Genomic DNA, 15,127 nt, shown 5'->3' on the forward strand with positions numbered 1-15,127 from the left:
TATCCTGCAGGCCCTCAGAATTCCGGGAGCCTGCATGCCTGTTTTTTTTGACGTTTCCAATCTCGGTGTTCGTATTGGCGACACCACCATACTGCAAAACCTCAACCTCGGTTTCGTTGAGGGTGAGGTGACAGCCCTGCTCGGGCACAACGGCTCCGGCAAGTCTACACTGCTCAAGGTGCTTGCCCGCCAGCTTGCGCCGGCCTCAGGTGAAGTACAGCTGCTGGGAAAATCTTTCCGGAACACAGGGGCCCGGGAGTTTGCCCGCAATGTAGGCTACCTGCCCCAGCATCCCCCGGGCACTGATGGTTTGACAGTTCGCGAGCTGGTTGCCCTGGGCCGTTACCCCTGGCGCGGGCCCCTGGGCCGCTATAACGACGAAGACCACCAACTGATTACCGGGGCTATCGACGACACCGGGCTCGGAGCCTTCCAGCATCGCTCCGTGGACACACTCTCTGGTGGTGAACGCCAGCGCGCCTGGATTGCCATGCTGCTGGCCCAGCAAACCCGATGCCTGCTTCTTGATGAACCCATATCGGCCCTGGATGTAAAACATCAGGTTGAAACCCTGCGCCTCGTACATCGTCTTGCCGAACAAAGAGACCTCACGGTTGTCGTTGTGTTGCACGATGTGGATCTTGCGGCACGATTCTGCGACCGCCTGGTGGCCCTGAAATCCGGGCAGCTTGTGGCCGATGGCAGCCCCCGTGAAATCATGGATTCCGGCATCCTGGAATCCATTTATGGCGTACCCATGGGGGTGATGGAGCGGGCGCCCGGCCAGTGGGTGTCCTATGTTCACTAGTCGTGTCCCGGGGTTTCGATTCTGCTTCATACTTCTTGTGGGTTTGCTGCCAGTGTTTGCCGGCGCGGAGACATGGCAGCATGAGCAAGGCACGCTCAGCCTGGATAAAACCCCGCAACGTGTTATTGCCCTGAACTGGGCAGCGACAGAGGCGCTTTTGTTACTCGGGGTGACTCCAGTTGGCGTTGCCGATCGCGACGGCTACAGTGTCTGGGTCAAGGAACCGGAACTTCCCGAGGGCGTGGCCAACATCGGTACCCGGGTGGCGCCGAGCCTGGAAGCCATCGCCGAACTCAAGCCAGACCTGATCGTCACCAGCTCCGAAATGGCGCCCGCCGCTAACCTCCTTGAACGCATTGCGCCAACCTACGTTGTCAGTGTTTACAAAAAAGGCTCCAACCCCCACGAAAAAGCCAGCGATATGCTAACCACTCTGGGTGACATGCTGGACCGAGAGGAACGCGCCGCAGCTGTTCTCAACGACATAAACCGGACTCTGCAGACTCAGCGCCGTCGTCTTGAGAATGCCAACCTCACCGAGCGGCCGGTGGCGCTGGTGAATTTCCTGGACGACCGCCACGTTCGCGTTTATGCGCCAAACGGTCTTTATCAGAGTGCCCTCGACGCCCTTGGTCTTGAAAACGCCTGGTCCCAGCCCGGTAATTATTGGGGTTTCTCGGTCGCTGGGCTTGAGGCGCTCGCGCCCTATCAGGACACCCGGATTGTTGTCATTGCTCCGACCCTGCCCGGGTTGTCCGACACCCTGGCAGACAGCCCTTTCTGGACCTATCTGCCGCCTGTTCAACGCGATCAGGTGTACCAGATCGATCCGGTCTGGCCGTTCGGAGGCGTCTTCCCCGTCAAGCGGCTGGCGACGTTACTGGCTGATAGCCTGATAGCAGGAGGTTCAGACAATGTACGCTGAATCCGCAAACAGCCCTGTCGGTCGCCCCTCCCTGCCAGCAAGGTTGCCGGTGGCTGCGGCGCTGATCTGGTTTTGCGCCTTTCTCGCAAGCGCTGCACCCTGGTTTGACCAGCTCAATGCCGCCGATCTGATCGCCGCCTTCTGGACGTTCGAAGCCAATGATTACGCGTCGGTACTCGCCCACTTCAGCTGGGCACCGCGGGTCGCCATGGCCGTCCTGATTGGTTGTGGCCTTGGCCTTGCGGGCGCGGTTACCCAGCAGATCCTGGGCAACCCCCTGGCCTCACCCACAACGCTGGGTGTTGAAGCCGGTGGTCAGTTCGGCATAACGGTCGCGACCCTGTTCTTCCCCGGCTTGCTGGCTCTTAGCCCGGATCTGGCGGCAGTCTCCGGTGGCTTTCTGGCCATCGGGCTGGTTATCGCACTCACCTGGCGCCTGGGCTTTTCACCAGTCACCGTGATCCTGGCCGGTCTTGTTGTCACCTTTTTCCTGGGCGCAGTAAACATGGCGTTCCTGCTGCTCAAGGGAGAGTGGCTAGGAAACCTGTTTATCTGGGGCGCCGGTTCCCTGGTCCAGAACAACTGGCAACCGTTCACGGATCTCTGGCCCCGGGTGCTGGTGCTGGGTGTATTCATGATTCTGTTGATGCGCCCGCTTCAGGTTATGCAACTGGGGCAAACCTCCGCCCGCTCCCTTGGCGCCAAGGTTGGCCTGATCCGCGTCCTGGCCCTGTTTCTGGTTGTAATGATGAGTGCCACTGTGGTGAGCCGGGTCGGCGTCGTGGCGTTTATCGGTCTTGCGGCACCGGTACTGGCGAGACTGCTGGGGGCCCGCACCCTGTCTGAACGGCTTATCTGGAGCAGTGTTCTGGGCGCGGGTCTACTGTTGCTGGCCGATACCCTCGCCCACTGGGCATCCACCTGGGGTGACGGGTCTCTGGTGCCAACCGGCACCACCACCGCCCTGATCGGCGGGCCGATCATTCTGCTGGCTCTGCAAGGCTTGAAGAATACCCATCATATGCCCGGGCAGGACGACAGCCCCGCCGGCTTCCTGCCGAAGCGACGTTCCAGCCTTGTGATCGGTGGGGCCTTAGCCATGCTCCTTCTGATCACCATCTGCATCTCCATGGCCTGGTCCCCCGGGCTGACCGAGTGGAGCTGGACTCCGATCACCCAGTGGCACGAGGCCTGGGTCTGGCGCGGCCCCAGGCTCATGGCTGCAATTCTTGCTGGCATGGCCCTCGGCCTTGCTGGAACATTGATCCAGCGCATGACAGGCAACCCCATGGCCAGCCCGGAACTGCTGGGCATCAGCGGCGGCGCGGCGGTGGTCATGGTCATGATTGTCCTGTTCGGCGCCGAAGTCGGCCGGGGCGGACAGCTGGGTGCAGCCACCCTCGGCGCTGGAGCGGCTCTGGGTTTACTGATCTTGCTGGCTCGCAAGCACCGATTTGCCGGTAACCAGCTTTTACTTGGCGGGCTCGCTCTGTATGTCTTTATGGACGCTGGCCTTCGCCTGGTGATGGCTTCCGGTGGCACCGTGGCCTCGCAGCTTCTCAACTGGATGTACGGTTCCACCTGGCTGGTCTCGGAAGCCGAGGCTCTCGGCCTGTTGGCGCTCATCGTGTTGATCTCGGCCAGCCTGCTGGTGATTATCCGGCCCCTGAGCATTCTTCCCCTGGGAGAGACATCGGCCAGCTCACTGGGTTTGCCGGTGACAAAAGTGCGTCTGCTTTTACTTCTGTTGGCCGCATTACTGACTGCGTCGGCAACGGTCGTGATCGGCCCGCTGAGTTTCGTGGGCCTCATAGCTCCTCACCTCGCCCGGGTACTGGGCCAGCAGACCGTTGGACGGCAGCTCGTTGTCGCAGCCCTTGCCGGTGGCCTGTTGCTGGGAGTAGCCGACTACCTGTCACGAATTGTGGTTTACCCAAACCAGCTTCCGGCGGGGCTTCTGGCAGCCCTGGTCGGCGGCCTGTACTTCCTCTGGGGGTTGAGTCGCCATGGCAGAGCCTGACCACAACTCCGGGATCGGCCCATGGGCCCGGCATTACAACCACCTTCTGAGCCAGTCAGAACTGAACAGGGAATTGGTTCTGAATGAGGCGCTGAGACCTGCCGAAGACGAGCGCAGCAGCGTATTGTCTTTGGCCCAGTGCCTGGAGCAACCGTCGCTACTACTTGACCAGGTTGGCACCGACTATCCGGACAACACCGGCACCCGGGCCGTACGTGCGTTGGTTTCTGTGCTGCATCAGGATCTGGCGCTCAGCGTTATTGCGCCTCTGACGCTCAGACTGTTCCGCGATGGCCAGGCGCCTTTGCCGGACGCCAAACGAATCTTCCTGGCCCCCATGGACCAACAGTCGCAAACAACGTCCCGGTGGTTTCAGGTGCCTGGCGGGGAAATGGCTGGTGAGAGGACTTTCGTCCGGTCGGTAGGAGAAATAACCGCACAATGGTACCCGGTTTTCAGACGCCAGCTGGGCGTCAGCCCTGGCGCTTACTGGAGCAGCATCGGATTGGGATTGGGAGCACCTTTTTCAGCCGTGTGGAACCTGGCAGAGCCCCATGCGCTCTGCCAATTGGCGCAGGGCTGGCTGGAGCAGTTTCAGAACGATGCGAACCGGTTTATCGACTGGATTCCGGCCGTGTTCGGTGAGCAGGCCACGGCAATCCCCCAGCGCAGAGGGTGTTGCCTGAAATATCTCTTGCCGGAAGGCGGTTATTGCGGCACCTGCGGCGTGCATCGTAAGGAACGACTGGCCACACTCATGCCCCAAGAGCGGTCGACAAAGCCAGCCCAATGGCCGCAAGGCCAATAAGCACACCTGCGCCTGCCGCCAACTTCAAACCCTCAATCATTTCCTGTTCGGGTGCCATTCCCTTTTCTCCCGCTCTGAACTGAACCAACTCTATGCAACTTTAATGCGAATAATTGTTATTTGCAATACTGGATCAATGATCCGTAATTGACCCGGCGCCCTATACATTCTCTGTCTGGGGTGTGCCTCGGCGACGCCGGCTTCAACTGCTACTCTGAATGTTCTGATGACACCGTTAAAAACGGAGGCTCCAATGGGTATTCTCAAGCACCTTCTCCTGACCGGCACCCTGTTACTGGTCGCTGTCTCGAGCCAGGCAAATCAGACCTTCTCCTCAGATAGAGCGGATTTTCGCCTCGAAACCGTGGCACAGAACCTGGAACACCCCTGGAGCCTGGCATTTTTACCGGATGGCGCCATGCTGGTCACAGAACGGGAAGGTCGGCTGCGGATGATCCGGAACGGTTCGTTGGTGGAGGCGCCCATCAGTGGCGTACCGGAGCTCGTTGTATCCGGGCAGGGAGGATTGCTGGACATTATTCTGCATCCGGACTTCAAGCAGAATCAGGTGCTGTTCCTGAGCTACGCCCACAGAAACCGGGAGGGTATGACTACCCGGGTAGCTCGCGCGCGTTTAAGTGGTGATCGCCTCAGCGACGTCGAAGTGATTTTTGAAGCCCTGCCTCGCTCCAACGGCGGCCGCCACTTCGCCGGCCGGATGGAGTTCGACCGGGAGGGTAACCTGTACGTGGCGGTTGGCGACCGTGGCGACATGGATCGCGCCCAGAACAACGCAGACGATGCCGGAGGCGTTCACCGGATTACGACCGAAGGCTCTCCTGCTCCCGGCAATCCGTTCCTCGGCACCGCCGGCGTCAACGACACCTTTTATACAACCGGCAACCGAAATATACAGGGCATGACCATCCATCCGGCAACGGGCGAGATCTGGAGCCACGAGCATGGCCCACGGGGTGGTGACGAGATCAATATTATCCGTGCCGGAACGGACTATGGCTGGCCAACAATCACCTACGGCATCGACTACTCTGGCCTGCCCATCACCAGTAAAACCAGCCAGGAAGGCATGGCCCAGCCACTGCATTACTGGGACCCATCCATCGCGCCCTCAGGCATGGCGTTCTATACCGGGAATCTGTTCCCGGAATGGCAGGGGGATCTGTTCGTCGGGGCGCTAAAAATGCGCAAGCTGGTTCGCCTGCGCATTCAGGACGGCAAAGTGACCGAAGAGGAAGATCTTTTGACCGATCTCGGCGAACGGATCCGCGATGTGCGCATGGGCCCGGACGGCGCCCTCTGGCTACTCACGGATTCACCAAGAGGAAAGGTTTACCGGATGGTTCCAGTTCAGTGAGGGTCGTTGGTTCTTTCAGTCTTTTCGAACTGCGGGAGTTGGTCGGTTATCTCGAACCAGTCCGACTTTGAGCCAACAAAAACATGCTGGGAAGGCCCTTTTTCCAAAGGCTCGTTGATGCAACCGACTCTCAGCCTGAGGATCCCGGGAATCGCATCAACACGGCTATAGAGCTGGCTGCCACAGCGACTGCAGAATCCCCGGTACTTGCCCGGGCGTGATTCGAACTCGGTAATTCTGTCTTCCCCGGACACGAATCGGAACCGCACCTTTTGTACCGGTGCGCTGGCTGAAAACGCGCTGCCATGGGCACGCCGGCACTGGCTGCAATGGCACAGGGCAACCGGGCCGAGCGGGCCATCATACTGAAAACTAATATCGCCACACAGGCAACGACCGGTGTACATCGTCCGGGCCTCAATGCTTCGGTTCACGGGTTAATTCACGGGCGATGATACCCGCGAGCCACTTGAAGAACCAGTGTGCCGGCACCACTTTAGAAACACACGATTCGCTAAGGAGGACACTATGTCATTCAGCGCACTTCCGAAAATCGGCATGGGAACGTTCCGTCTAAAAGGCAATGATGCCCGAGAGGCCGTCAAGAGTGCCCTGTCTCTGGGCTACCGTCATATCGATACCGCCCAGATGTACGAGAACGAAGCGGAAGTTGGCGATGGCATCACCTCCAGCGGCATTCCGCGCCGGGAAATTTTCCTGACCACCAAGATCTGGCATGACCAGCTGCACGCCAGCGACCTGATCAACAGCCTCCACGACAGTCTCGCAAGGCTGAAAACCGACCATGTAGATCTGGCGTTGATTCACTGGCCATCACCCGGCGACGAAGTACCGATGGAAGAATATCTCGGTGCCCTGAGAGACGCCCAACGCGAGGGTCTTGCAGAGCACATCGGCATTTCCAACTTTACCTGTGCCCAGATGGATGAGGCGAAAAAGATTCTGGGCGACACGCCCATTTTCACCAACCAGGTTGAAGTGCACCCCTTCCTGGCCAACCGCACAGTTGTGGAGCATGCGCAGAAGCTAGGTATCACTGTGACAGGCTACATGCCTCTGGCCGTTGGTAAAGTGATGGAAGATGAAACCCTGCAGCGAATCGCCCGTGAAAGAAATCTTACCCCCGCCCAAGTGGCAATCGCCTGGGTGGCCTCCAGGGGCGTTGTACCCATCCCCTCCTCCACACGTCCGGCTCACCAAAAGGCCAACCTGGAAGCTCTGGACGTTCAGTTAAGCGAGGAAGAGATCCGAGCCATTGATGCGCTCGATCGCAACGAGCGAATTGCTAATCCTGACTTCGCGCCGGCCTGGGACTGAGCCAGAAGCCGGCTCCAACCAGCAGCAGCGTAGCCAGCGGGGCGATCAGCAACCACCAGGTTTGCAGCACCCATAACATGGCTGCGCTGAACAGACTCCACAGCACCAGCAGCGGCGGGTAAAGCCAACGCCAGGGACCTGTTACCAGTGCAACGACCAGGGCTCCTGCCGCAGCGGTGGTGCCGGGAGCGATGCCGAACAGCGCGACCGACTGCCACTGACCGGAATCCGCCACCGCGAGGAAGGGCAATCCACAAACGGCAACCAGCCAGAGTACGACAAATTGCCTGACCGGAAGCCGGCCCTTATGGACACCACCGCAAAACAGGGCGGCCCCGAGCAATGCGCCCTGAGCGACAAAAGCCCAACCAAACCACGTCGCCGGCCAGTTAATGGGGCCGAAATAGCCCACCAGAAACCCGTAACCACTGGTTACCCAGGCAATTGCCATCAGCCCAACGGCCAAACGCCTTGCCGCGTCCCCCTGCCGCAGAAGCAGCGCAGGAATACCGATAGCAGCAACCACCGCCAGCAATTGCCAGGGCCAGAGATCTTGGTTGATCCGGACAAACAACCGCAGAAACACCTGCGGTCCGAACATCACGAAATCCTGCAGCGAGTAGCTCAGCCAGTCCACGCCACTCACAGAGACCTCACATAATCCGCCATCCGCTGGCGCAGATCGTCATCCGGCAATTTGCCGTACAGCGCACCCATGTTCTCTTTCATATGCTCAACTTTGCTCGTGGCCGGAATGGCACAGGTCACGGCCGGATGGGAAATAATGTACTTGAGGAAAAACTCCGCCCAGTTACTGACGCCGGCCTCCCCGGCCCAATCCGGCAGCGGCTTTGACTGGAACCTGCGGAACAGCGAACCACCCTGGAAAGGCCGGTTAACGATCACCCCGATACCCCGTTCCCGGGCCAGTGGCAGCAACCGGTCCTCAACCTCTCGATCCAGAACGTTGTAGGTCAGTTGCACAAAATCCAGCGGCTCCCGCTCCATGATCTGCGCGAATTCCCGATGCCGGCGACCATGGGACGTAGTGATACCGATATACCGGACCTCACCGTTGGCTTTCATTTCCTTGAGGGTTTCAAGATGCCCCTGCCAGCCCAACAGATTGTGGACCTGCAACAGATCAAACCGCTCAACACCCCAGCGCCTGCTCGAACGCGCCGCCTCCGACCGGGCTTCTGATTCGTCGCCGGTCCAGATTTTGGTGGCCGCAAAAATCCGGTCGTGGGCGTCCAGAGAATCCAGCGCCTCACCCATAACATCCGCGGCACTGCCATACATTGGAGAACCATCAACAACGGTTCCGCCCAGATCGAAGAAGGTCTTCAAAACCCTGGTGCGCTGCTGAACCAGTTGCGCGTCGCCACCCACGTTGAAAGTAATCCAGGTGCCCATGCCGATTGCAGGGATGGATTCGTCCGTGCCGGGAATCCGGCGCATGATGGGAGATGACGAGGATGCTCCCTGCGTGCTTGCAAAAAGCATCGGGGATTTGAGAGCAATTCCGGCCAGGCCGGAACTGATAAGAAACTTCCTTCGAGTAATCCAATTCGCCATATCAGCTCCCCCACTGACATAAATTTCAGTGCGAATAGCACAAAGCGCAAGCAGCGCGGGTGGGTCATCCCTTCTCCAGACCGTGGAGGGCCATGGATGGCCCGACCGAGCCTACATGGAAGTATTTACGGCGTGTCTGGAGAAGGGATGACCCACCCGGGCGGCAGCTACATGGCTGACAGTCTTACAAACAAGTCAGTTCCCGTACTCACGATCCAGATACTTAAGAATCCGGGCAGATTCGAATAAGCCTTCGCCAGTATTGGGGTCTTCAAGATAGGGCACCTGAACCCGCTTGTGCACCTGGAAAAACGCATCCCGCTTGCCACCGGGAATCGGCGTATAGGGCCCTGGCTTGATACGCTGTTTCGCCGGCCCGATTTCCGTCCAGTGCTCCTTCCCCAGGTTGTGCAAGGTATAGGGAATTTCCAGCTCACAAACCCGTTCCCGCACCAAACGCGAGAACGGACTGCCCTCGAAACTCCACAGGTGCAATGGCTGCTCCGGACGCTTACCCGGGCTGAACCGCAGCCCCCGCATGGCACTGGTCACCGAAGCCACCGAACCCAGAACCGGCTGCCACACCCGGCCGCGATAGTAGGATGGCACCGGCCGGTCCGCGTATTGCCGGAACAGGTACTCGATGATTTCCTCGGATTCGTACATGACCGTGCCGGTGTTCTGGTCCGCCAGTAATGGGAACTGTTGCTTGCCTCCCAGTGCCTCCGCCTGGGCCCGGAAAACCGAACCACCCTGCGGACAGGGCCGGATTTCCACATCGAGATTCAGGGCCGTCAGGGCCTCACGAACCCGCCGGCAGTAGGGACAGCCCTCCATGTCGTAGAGCACAATGGGCTTTTCCGGCTGCGGGACGTTTTTAACCACCAGGCAACCGCGCCAGGCAGTGAGGGACGACGTGGCGACCGAACCCAGTATGTGGACGTTATGAGACAGCATATTCGACATAAACAAACCTTCTGTTGGAGACCGCGCCATTATCACGCAATCTGACGATTTTCCATTGGCTCCCGGGTACCCATGATGTGATCAAACCAGGGTTTGGTCACACACCAGTTGGCATTGGGGTTCGGCCCCATATGGTGATCATAGTGCCAGGGCAGATTCTCCCGCGCCCAATCCGGATCCAGATGTGAGCGCTTATGTACCCGGTAGTAATTCCAGGCGCTGTAGTAGAGCGTGCCGACAAAGAATGGAGCTAAAGGCAGTAGCGGAGTGACTGCTGCTGCCCCGGCAACCAGGGCAGCCACTTCCTTGGTCTGGGCGTTCCAGGTCAAGGGCGGATGACGGTAATCGTGATCAAGAAAGCCGTTCCGGCGCACATTGCGATGATGATTGTGCCAATGAAACGACCAGAAACTCTCCCGGTTTCGGCCCAGTTCATGAAGAACGTGTTTGTGGAATACCCATTCCACGGCATTGGCGGTCAAAAGACCCAATGGAATACCAATCATGGTGCCCTCCTTTTGTTGTTTTCGGAACACTTGGTTACACACTCCCTAGGAAACGCCCTTTTGGATGCGGATTCCATGACTGAACCGCCGGAAAAAGCACCCATAAATCTGAACGCAAGGTCATTGACAACCCGGGGGTTAATTTTTGTCCACCTAAGCCCATGATTCGCAAGGGCACTTACATCGCGTCACAAAACTTCAATACAAACAACGACACTACTGCCATTTTTTAACGTCATGTAGAGCTTTTCTGCATAGTACAAACCGCCAGGATGGGCTATTGTGGAAGTATAAGAACTCATTGGATGGTGACCATGGTAACCCCGGGTATGCGACGCTCTGGCTCTTCGAGAGCCGAAAAACTGTGTCCTCGATTCAGACGCCCCATGCTGGCACCCCTTGTGGCTCTCTCTGTGATCGCGGCTGCCCCTCTTGCCTTTGCCGAGAGCGACGCCGCCGGTTTCTCCGGGAATCGCCTCTGGACCAATGAGCTGAAAGATTACGCGGCTCAGTCCCTGCAGAATGAAGATGCCATGAGCATGGCGGCCATTCCGCTGAATGGTCCCGGCATCAACCAGTACATCAATGCTGATGCCCTGATGAGCCCCGGCTCCATCATGAAGCTGGTAACCACCTTTGCTGCACTGGAGGTACTCGGCCCCAATCACCACTGGGATACCGATTTCCTGACCGATGGAGTGATGGCGGGCGACACCCTTGAAGGTAATCTCTACGTCCGCTTTGGCGGCGACCCCAAGCTCACCATCGAACGGCTCTGGACAACGCTGAGCGAGCTGCGCAGCATGGGGATTAACAGAATCGAGGGCGACCTGGTTCTTGATGGCAGTTACTTTGAAGTCGATGGTGGTTTTCCCGCGTTTGAAGACAACGGCGACAACCCCCACGCGCCATTTCTGGTAGAACCTTCTGCTTACCTGACAAACCTGAACCTGATGCACTTCCAGGTGCGCGCCGATGAGCGCGGCACCCAGGCATGGAGCACGCCGTCTCTGGGCGAAGTCGTCATCGATAACCGAGTAGTGGCCACTGCCGAGGGCCCCTGCCCGTCCCGAAGAAACTTCGAATGGGAACCCATTATTCATGAAGACCATCGGGTGACTGTTCGGGTTACCGGTGAGCTGCCCCAGGGCTGCCGGAGCACCACCTACCTGTCGCTGCTGCCCCATGAGCAGTACAGCGCCTCGTTGATCCGTTCTTTGCTGGCCGACCTGGGAGTAGTTATTTCAGGCGAAGACCTCAATGGCGTCACTCCAGAAGACGCACGGCTGGTCATGAAAACCACCTCGCCGGATCTGGTCACTATGGTGAGGGATATAAACAAGTGGAGCAGCAACGTGATGGCGCGCCAGCTGCTGCTTACCATTGGCGCCGAGAACCGCCTGGAAGATGAGAACGACGACCGGGTTGCCGGCATTCGGGTGATCTATGAATGGCTCGAAGACAAAGGCATCAACACCGCAGGTATGGTCATCGACAACGGTGCCGGCCTCACCCGGCACGGTCGCATTACCGCCCGCCAGGGCGCACAGATTCTCCAGCACGCCTGGAATAGCGCTTACTCGGCAGACCTGATGGCCTCCATGCCCATCATCGCGATGGATGGAACCATGGCACGCCGCCTGCGCAATACCGGCATGGATGGGGAGGGCCGTATCAAGACCGGCTACCTGGAAAACGTGAGATCAATCGCAGGCTTCACGCGGGATGCCAATGACACCACCTGGGCCGTGGTGGGAATGGTGAATAACGATCCGGCCTGGAATGGTCAGGCGGTGCTGGACCGGATTCTGTATTCGCTGCATTTCCGGCCGCCAACAGGGACTGCCATTTCCCATGCCCCTTCCGGCACATCTGAAACCAGTATTCAATAAAAAGCCCCGGCCGTGGCCGGGGCTTTGATACGCTTAAACATACCGATCAAGTCGGCGGCATCACGAAATCGTCCAGTAGAATAAGATCTGCACCGTCAAAGGCGTCATTATCTCTGGCGATAGCAGTGTAAATGCCACTTGCTTCGAGATTTATTTCCGCAGGCCCTATCGCGACGTTCCCATCAGGATCTGTTACGACAAGATTGTAGGTCCCGGGCGCAACAGCCAAATAGCCCGATTCTTCGCCGAACTGTACGCCGCTCAAAGCAGGCGAAGCATTACCCACTTCGGTTTGCCCATCGGGCAGAAGATAAACATTAACCGGACCGGCCAGTGTCGACCCATGTACTACACGAACCGACGCCTGAGTTGCGATGTCGCGAACAGTATCAGTTAACACCAGCGCCTCGATGTTCGCCAACAAACCGTTTGCGATCACCGTATACCCAGTACCAGCAGAGAATGCCAAATCGGCCTCAATCACAACGGTGGCATTGTCGTTGAATGGCGTAACCTTAACGTTCTGGGTCCCAACCGGAACCTGTGCGTAGTTATCCAGCATAGCGCCGGGAGCAGCCTCTGGGTAAGCCAAGTCGTTCACCGACACAACGTCATTCAAAAGCACATCTACGTCAGGAGCATCATAGGAGTTGTGAACAACACGAACTCCAGACTGCTGGCCCGCGTCAAAAATTTCGGCAACATTACTGCCGTTCAACACGACCAAGCTGATAGGGCTTGCATCGCCATTGGCGCCAGTATTGTCAACGGCGCCGACCAGAAGGTCAGAACCTGCTGGCAAGCCGATTTGGCCACTATCAAAGACAACAGTATCGGAGCCTGCAGGGGTAACCCGAATCTGATAGTCGTTTGAGGCAGGAAGCTCCAACGGGCCTACACTCTCCTTGAAGGAGAAGCTGAAGGTAGCTTCGGCGGGAAGCGGGTCGCCTGAAGCCGTGACATAAACATCGACAGGACCAGCGGCGGCGGTCTGGGCCTCAGGCGACAGATGGACAACTCGCAAACGCGCACTATCAGCATCTTCACGGGCGCCATCATCGGTCAGAATCAGCGGATCAATGGTCTCGTCACCTACTTTTCCGACTGCAATTACGTCATAGCTGGTATCGGAACGCAGCGAAACCCCATCGGCAGAAATCACTGTCACCGTTTCACCGCCCGGCAGCAATCCATCGACAGCGATATCAGCGAGACCGGCACTCGGCGCCAGAACCGCGGCCTGCTTGTAATCCGCTCCCGGAACGACGACATCACCATTCACAAGAACATTAACCGCAGGTGCATCCGAAGACGCATGCAGGATTCGGACACTGGTGGTTGCCGGATCATCGTCGTCATCCAGCCAACACCCGGACAGCGCGACACTGCCCGCCAAAACCATCGGTAAAGCGTATTTTGTCTTCATTTTTCACACTCCCCACTTTTGAGGTTGTTTACCAGGATTTGAGTGGTTCGAACCTGCACAATTTCCATCCATGAATCTTGCGTCACTGCATTTACGGGGAGTCAGAAAGAACGGATTTGCAACTTTTAACATTTAAGCTTACAGATGTACGCAATTAATCGAACCTGCGCATGGTGAACTCAGTCATCTTCCCGGCAAGCGGCGCGATGAAAGTCACGAGCGGAAAAGCAACGGCCCAGGCAACGAGAAAAGCGGGCCCCCACCGGTAGTGGAATTCACCGTCGATGCCCGTGTTGATGAAGGTGATCACCCCGGACATCAGCAGCGACATAATTCCGGACATGTAAAAACCAAAAATCAGCTGGCGTAGACGTGAAAGTCTCATTTTGCTCATGACTTCTCCTGAACAATGCTCCAGGGATCCCCGGAACAGCATCTGAAAGGGGTGATATGACGTACACTGTTGTCAGTCAAACCTAAAATGATAGTGAGCTTGCAATCTTTTTTCGATAAGCCTTTTTACCAAGACAGGTGGGCCATGGATACTGCCAAACACGGGGCACCCGGCTTTTCCAAACCGTTTGTCCTAATTCTGGTACTGGCGTTTGCTCTGGTTGGCTGCAGTTCAACCAAGCTCGCTTATCGATACGCGGACTGGGGCATCGTGTGGTGGGTAGAAGACTACGTGACACTGACGGCCGACCAGAAACAGCAGCTAAACAACGATATTGAGCAACTCCGGCAGTGGCATTGCAGTGCCGAGTTGCCCCGCTATCAGGCCTGGCTGGATGAGCTTGAATCTGACGTAGCCAGTAGCCCGCCAGATCAGCCCACTGTCGAATACCACCAGCAACAGCTTTTCGGTTTCTTCCCCAGTCTTTTGGAGCGGGCAACACCGGTGGCGGCAAATCTGCTTTCAAGTCTGAGCGACGAGCAGGTCAACGAGTTGGCGGAAAACATGGCTCAGAGTCAGCGGGAAATGGAAGAGGAGTTTCTGGCCGATTCCCCGGAAGCGACTGCCGAGGCCCGGGCCGAAAGGACAGCAGAGCGGGTTGAGCGTTGGTTGGGGAATCTGAACAACAAGCAGCGCGACATCGTGCGGCAATGGTCTGCCAACCGGGGCGCCCAGACTAAAATCTGGCTGCAGGGCCGAAGGAACTGGCAATTGGCCTTACTTGAGGCACTTGAAAGAAGAAACGAGCCGACGTTTGGGGCAGAACTGGAATACCTGATTCTCAATTCCGAGGAAGTGCGGGGCGAGGATTACAAAGCCATGATGGCAGAGAGTCGGGCGGCCATGGCCTCGCTGATGCATGACATGATAACGGCAGGTGACGCTGCAACGCTTGCCCACCTTCAGAACCGGGCGGTAGAGCTCAACAGTGACTTTGCAGCGCTTACCTGCTCACCAGCCTGAGCATTCAGGTTGATCGAACCGAGGTCAGATGAAAGCAATCATCCGACCCCGCCTCAACCTCAGATAAG

15 protein-coding genes are annotated in these 15,127 nt (G+C 57.8%); 8 read left to right on the forward strand and 7 right to left on the reverse strand.

The window, feature by feature from the left end:
- Window positions 1-34 precede the first annotated feature (34 nt).
- The 5 genes from WA411_RS14140 (at window position 35) to WA411_RS14160 (ending at window position 5,936) form a co-directional block, all read left to right on the forward strand.
- Entirely contained in the window at window positions 35-808 is a 774-nt protein-coding gene (locus WA411_RS14140; protein ID WP_209398639.1) for an ABC transporter ATP-binding protein, read from the forward strand.
- Window positions 798-1,733 carry an ABC transporter substrate-binding protein gene (locus WA411_RS14145; RefSeq protein ID WP_291909718.1) on the forward strand — a complete coding sequence of 312 codons (936 nt, stop codon included), beginning with the start codon at window positions 798-800 and terminating at the stop codon, window positions 1,731-1,733. Before WA411_RS14140 ends, WA411_RS14145 begins: the two co-directional genes overlap by 11 nt.
- The gene (gene fhuB, locus WA411_RS14150; RefSeq protein WP_291909720.1) at window positions 1,723-3,753 is read left to right on the forward strand and encodes a Fe(3+)-hydroxamate ABC transporter permease FhuB; all 2,031 of its coding nucleotides are present in this window, start codon (window positions 1,723-1,725) and stop codon (window positions 3,751-3,753) included. Before WA411_RS14145 ends, fhuB begins: the two co-directional genes overlap by 11 nt.
- Window positions 3,740-4,561: a (2Fe-2S)-binding protein gene (locus WA411_RS14155; protein ID WP_291909722.1), complete on the forward strand. Its 822-nt coding sequence runs from the start codon at window positions 3,740-3,742 to the stop codon at window positions 4,559-4,561. The genes fhuB and WA411_RS14155 overlap by 14 nt, the downstream gene beginning before the upstream one ends.
- A 253-nt stretch (window positions 4,562-4,814) precedes the next feature.
- Window positions 4,815-5,936, forward strand: coding sequence for a PQQ-dependent sugar dehydrogenase (locus WA411_RS14160; RefSeq protein WP_291909724.1), 1,122 nt, complete (start codon window positions 4,815-4,817; stop codon window positions 5,934-5,936).
- Here the strand turns inward: WA411_RS14160 and WA411_RS14165 are convergent.
- Window positions 5,930-6,343, reverse strand: a complete 414-nt coding sequence (locus WA411_RS14165) for a GFA family protein (RefSeq protein WP_069184169.1) — start codon at window positions 6,341-6,343, stop codon at window positions 5,930-5,932. The genes WA411_RS14160 and WA411_RS14165 overlap by 7 nt on opposite strands.
- Before the next feature lie 121 nt (window positions 6,344-6,464).
- Here WA411_RS14165 and dkgB point away from each other — a divergent pair, with 121 nt between their 5' ends.
- The gene (gene dkgB, locus WA411_RS14170; protein WP_153634517.1) at window positions 6,465-7,274 is read left to right on the forward strand and encodes a 2,5-didehydrogluconate reductase DkgB; all 810 of its coding nucleotides are present in this window, start codon (window positions 6,465-6,467) and stop codon (window positions 7,272-7,274) included.
- On the opposite strand, the gene WA411_RS14175 is transcribed toward dkgB, so the two are convergent.
- From WA411_RS14175 to WA411_RS14190, 4 genes are all read right to left on the reverse strand, one after another.
- The gene (locus WA411_RS14175) at window positions 7,243-7,920 is read right to left on the reverse strand and encodes a DUF6064 family protein (RefSeq protein WP_291909728.1); all 678 of its coding nucleotides are present in this window, start codon (window positions 7,918-7,920) and stop codon (window positions 7,243-7,245) included. The two genes, dkgB and WA411_RS14175, sit on opposite strands and share 32 nt — an antisense overlap.
- Window positions 7,917-8,852: an aldo/keto reductase gene (locus tag WA411_RS14180; protein WP_291909730.1), complete on the reverse strand. Its 936-nt coding sequence runs from the start codon at window positions 8,850-8,852 to the stop codon at window positions 7,917-7,919. The genes WA411_RS14175 and WA411_RS14180 overlap by 4 nt, the downstream gene beginning before the upstream one ends.
- Window positions 8,853-9,047: 195 nt before the next feature.
- On the reverse strand, window positions 9,048-9,818 hold the full coding sequence (locus WA411_RS14185; protein ID WP_291909732.1) for a glutathione S-transferase N-terminal domain-containing protein: 771 nt from the start codon (window positions 9,816-9,818) through the stop codon (window positions 9,048-9,050).
- A gap of 32 nt (window positions 9,819-9,850) precedes the next feature.
- A complete protein-coding gene (locus WA411_RS14190) occupies window positions 9,851-10,324 on the reverse strand; it encodes a hypothetical protein (RefSeq protein WP_291909734.1) in 474 nt (157 codons plus the stop codon).
- 386 nt (window positions 10,325-10,710) lie between these two features.
- Here WA411_RS14190 and dacB point away from each other — a divergent pair, with 386 nt between their 5' ends.
- On the forward strand, window positions 10,711-12,216 hold the full coding sequence (dacB, locus tag WA411_RS14195; protein WP_291909736.1) for a D-alanyl-D-alanine carboxypeptidase/D-alanyl-D-alanine endopeptidase: 1,506 nt from the start codon (window positions 10,711-10,713) through the stop codon (window positions 12,214-12,216).
- 46 nt (window positions 12,217-12,262) lie between these two features.
- Here dacB and WA411_RS14200 read toward each other — a convergent pair whose 3' ends face one another.
- Window positions 12,263-13,642, reverse strand: a complete 1,380-nt coding sequence (locus WA411_RS14200; RefSeq protein WP_291909739.1) for a DUF4397 domain-containing protein — start codon at window positions 13,640-13,642, stop codon at window positions 12,263-12,265.
- A gap of 154 nt (window positions 13,643-13,796) precedes the next feature.
- Window positions 13,797-14,036 (reverse strand): DUF2798 domain-containing protein, encoded by a 240-nt coding sequence (locus WA411_RS14205; protein WP_041645013.1) that lies wholly within the window; start codon window positions 14,034-14,036, stop codon window positions 13,797-13,799.
- 144 nt (window positions 14,037-14,180) lie between these two features.
- Here WA411_RS14205 and WA411_RS14210 point away from each other — a divergent pair, with 144 nt between their 5' ends.
- On the forward strand, window positions 14,181-15,059 hold the full coding sequence (locus WA411_RS14210) for a DUF6279 family lipoprotein (protein WP_291909745.1): 879 nt from the start codon (window positions 14,181-14,183) through the stop codon (window positions 15,057-15,059).
- Window positions 15,060-15,127 lie beyond the last annotated feature (68 nt).

The organism is Marinobacter sp. CH_CUG1437-1 (assembly GCF_037029655.1).
GTDB lineage: Bacteria > Pseudomonadota > Gammaproteobacteria > Pseudomonadales > Oleiphilaceae > Marinobacter > Marinobacter salsuginis.

Excerpts from the sequence above, each read along its gene's own strand:
- dacB (WP_291909736.1), top strand. The coding sequence starts at position 10,711 with ATGCTGGCACCCCTTGTGGCTCTCTCTGTGATCGCGGCTGCCCCTCTT.
- WA411_RS14165 (WP_069184169.1), bottom strand. The coding sequence starts at position 6,343 with ATGTACACCGGTCGTTGCCTGTGTGGCGATATTAGTTTTCAGTATGAT.
- WA411_RS14200 (WP_291909739.1), bottom strand. The coding sequence starts at position 13,642 with ATGAAGACAAAATACGCTTTACCGATGGTTTTGGCGGGCAGTGTCGCG.
- WA411_RS14155 (WP_291909722.1), top strand. The coding sequence starts at position 3,740 with ATGGCAGAGCCTGACCACAACTCCGGGATCGGCCCATGGGCCCGGCAT.
- WA411_RS14210 (WP_291909745.1), top strand. The coding sequence starts at position 14,181 with ATGGATACTGCCAAACACGGGGCACCCGGCTTTTCCAAACCGTTTGTC.
- WA411_RS14160 (WP_291909724.1), top strand. The coding sequence starts at position 4,815 with ATGGGTATTCTCAAGCACCTTCTCCTGACCGGCACCCTGTTACTGGTC.
- WA411_RS14185 (WP_291909732.1), bottom strand. The coding sequence starts at position 9,818 with ATGTCGAATATGCTGTCTCATAACGTCCACATACTGGGTTCGGTCGCC.
- WA411_RS14190 (WP_291909734.1), bottom strand. The coding sequence starts at position 10,324 with ATGATTGGTATTCCATTGGGTCTTTTGACCGCCAATGCCGTGGAATGG.
- WA411_RS14140 (WP_209398639.1), top strand. The coding sequence starts at position 35 with ATGCCTGTTTTTTTTGACGTTTCCAATCTCGGTGTTCGTATTGGCGAC.
- WA411_RS14205 (WP_041645013.1), bottom strand. The coding sequence starts at position 14,036 with ATGAGCAAAATGAGACTTTCACGTCTACGCCAGCTGATTTTTGGTTTT.
- fhuB (WP_291909720.1), top strand. The coding sequence starts at position 1,723 with ATGTACGCTGAATCCGCAAACAGCCCTGTCGGTCGCCCCTCCCTGCCA.
- WA411_RS14180 (WP_291909730.1), bottom strand. The coding sequence starts at position 8,852 with ATGGCGAATTGGATTACTCGAAGGAAGTTTCTTATCAGTTCCGGCCTG.
- dkgB (WP_153634517.1), top strand. The coding sequence starts at position 6,465 with ATGTCATTCAGCGCACTTCCGAAAATCGGCATGGGAACGTTCCGTCTA.
- WA411_RS14145 (WP_291909718.1), top strand. The coding sequence starts at position 798 with ATGTTCACTAGTCGTGTCCCGGGGTTTCGATTCTGCTTCATACTTCTT.